The organism is Terriglobus sp. YAF25, from assembly GCF_052113305.1.
Classification (GTDB): domain Bacteria; phylum Acidobacteriota; class Terriglobia; order Terriglobales; family Acidobacteriaceae; genus Terriglobus.
This window is the reverse complement of sequence record NZ_JBFRCY010000700.1, coordinates 1-2,737: the sequence shown is the minus strand read 5'-3', so window position 1 is coordinate 2,737 and position 2,737 is coordinate 1. Positions and strand designations below refer to the sequence as shown.

Genomic DNA, 2,737 nt, shown 5'->3' with positions numbered 1-2,737 from the left:
CATCACTGATGTAGACGTAGTTGCTTAGGACGCAATCGTCTTCGATAGTCACCCGACCAATTGCGAAGATGCAAGAGAAGTCTCCGATATAAACGTCGTTCCCAATCACGATCTCCGGTTGGAACGATTCACCTGCATAGCTCGTAGTGGCCGAAAGCCACGCATGGTGTTGAATCGAGGTCCTTGCTCCGATAGAAATAAACCTGTTTCCATCTACATGGCGAGGCCATCTTATGATCGAGCCGTCGCCGAACTGTTTTAGGCCGCGCGGTGTAGGATGGCGAAATCGACGAGCCCTCTGGTAGATGGCTTTGGCAGCCGGTACTTAAAATGCTCTAGTGATTCACTGCCCGAAGCGGCGGAGCTTGCGTGCGAAATATAAGCCGAAAGAGTCGTAGAAACCATAATGGTCGACCTTGCAATTGCATATAGGATTTATCCGGGGGTGTCGTCCAAGCCCGCTGCCTGGAGCGACGATAAGCTTAAGCTATCTCAGTATTGCTTGTGGTCGTTTAAGAAGTCGCTCGGTTCGCTACGTGTCAAGATTTGGGCGCTCCTCGACGCCTGTCCTCCTGAATATGAGGCCCTTTTTCGCAAATACTTCTCCGATGAGGAGTTGATCGTCGTCAATCTCGACGCCATCGGCAATTTCGCTACTTTCTCGATGCAGATCGACTTGCTCCTCGATCAGACCGAAGCGGATCTCGTCTACTTTGCCGAAGATGATTACATCTATTCCCCCGGAGCACTGGTTGAGATGGTCCGATTTGCCCGTGAAAACCCGGACGCTGACTTTGTGACGCCCTACGATCATTCTGATCAATACCAGTTGCCCACGAGATTTGAGCGGCATTGGATCCGGGCTTCCGGCGACCGTCATTGGCGGAGCTCAACATCGACCTGCCTTACGTTCCTTGCAACGAAACAAGCCCTGTGGCGCACGCGGAAGGTTTTTCACTCCTATGGACGCCTCAATAACGATGGCAGCCTTTGGATGTCAATTACCCAGAAGCTGGGTCTGCTCAATCCATTCGTCTATGCAGCCGACCCACAGCTTCGGAAGCTTTGGTGTAAGGCGTGGTTCTCAGGCTGGCGGCAAATACTTTTTGGACGTTCCCGCCGCCTTTGGAACCCAATGCCAACTCTCGCAACGCATTTAGAGTCCACGTGTTTGGCACCCCTCGTAGATTGGGAGAGCGAATTCCGACGGGTCGAGCAGCAATTCGCTGTTGAGAATCCGGATCTCGTTTTTGAAGCTGAGCGCGAAACATTGTGACCTCAAGGCAGGAGAAGCTCATTGTTGTTAAGAATGCCGCCGCAAATCTGGTGCGCGGTGGGGCTTCCGCGGCTGTCGCGTTCTTCCTTCCTTCCTTTCTTACCCGTTCCATGTCGACCGAGGCCTTCGGTGCCTGGTCTCTCGTGCTGCAGTTGAGCGCCTATGTCGGGTATCTCGATTTTGGTATTCAAACGGCCATCGCCCGCTTTGTCGCCCATTCCTCTGAGCGCGGCGAATCAGAACATCGCGATCGCATCGTCAGTACGGCCATGGTTTGCCTGGCCTCCTCCGCCTGTATTGGTTTGCTTGGGTTAGCACTCTTAGCGGCCTTTCTCCCTCATCTCTTCCCCCATTTACGCGGGGAACTTTTGGTTAGCGTTCGGGCCGCCGTCATTCTGGTAGGTGGTTCGCTCTGCATCGGCCTGCCTGCATCCGTCTTTGGCGGGACCTTTGTCGGACTTCAGCGCAATGAAATTCCGGCCGCGATTATCGGTATCTCACGGCTTATAAGCGCAGTCCTGCTGGTCATTGTTGTGCGCCACCATGGGAGCATTACTCAGATGGCGTCGGTCGCGGCGTTTGTGAATGTGGGGTCGTACGTTGTGCAATACCTTGCCTATCGAAGGCTGAGCCGCCGCCTCGCTCCCCCTATATGTCTCTCGCTCTCCAGCGTCTCCAAGGCAACCGCATTCGAAATTTTCGACTATTGTTTCAGCCTCACCGTGTGGGGTTTTGCGATGCTTCTCGTCACAGGTCTCGACCTTACCATCGTCGGCATCTTCAGCTTCGGTGAAGTAGCCTACTATTCCATCGCCGCCACCGTGGTTACGTTGCTGGCGGGCTCGTTCGGCGCGATCTTTGGCGCCATGGGGTCAACCGCAGCCGTTATTCACGCCCGCGGCGACCGGGCGGGCCTGGGCAAAATGGTCGTGGGTGCCACTCGCATGGGCACAGCGATGTTGCTGGCAACCGGATTGCCGCTGATTGTCTTCGCGCACCCCCTGCTCCGCGTCTGGCTTGATGCTCAGTATGCCGCCAAAGGCGCGATCTTGTTACAGGTGCTGGTTGCCGCGAATATCATCCGCATGACCGTGACGCCTTACGTGCTGGCGATGATCGGGAGTGGAGACCAGCGCCGCGTGATCCTGACTCCGTTGCTGGAAGGCGTGAGTAACCTGATCTTTAGCGTGCTTCTGGCTCGTTCGTTTGGGGCGATCGGCGTTGCGGCCGGGACGATGATCGGTTCGCTGGTCGGTCTTGGCGGAAATCTCTTCTACAACATGCGCCGGACGGCGGAGATCCAGATGAGCATCTCGGAGTACTTCTTCTCCGCGCTGCTTCGGCCCAGCCTGTGTTTCCTGCCAATCGGCCTTGCCGCCGCGGTCTGGCGATTTCTTCCCCCGAACCTTGTCGCGGTTCGTTTTGCCTGTGGAGCCATCGCGGCAGCCATTAGCGTGGGGA

At 55.9% G+C, this 2,737-nt stretch carries 2 protein-coding genes; both read left to right on the top strand.

Annotation, left to right across the window (positions count from 1 at the left end):
- Nucleotides 1–406 precede the first annotated feature (406 nt).
- Nucleotides 407–1,276 (top strand): hypothetical protein, encoded by an 870-nt coding sequence (locus AB4043_RS22560; RefSeq protein WP_442302570.1) that lies wholly within the window; start codon nucleotides 407–409, stop codon nucleotides 1,274–1,276.
- On the top strand, nucleotides 1,273–2,737 hold a 1,465-nt coding region (locus AB4043_RS22555), incomplete at its 3' end, for a hypothetical protein (protein ID WP_442308158.1). The genes AB4043_RS22560 and AB4043_RS22555, both read left to right, overlap by 4 nt.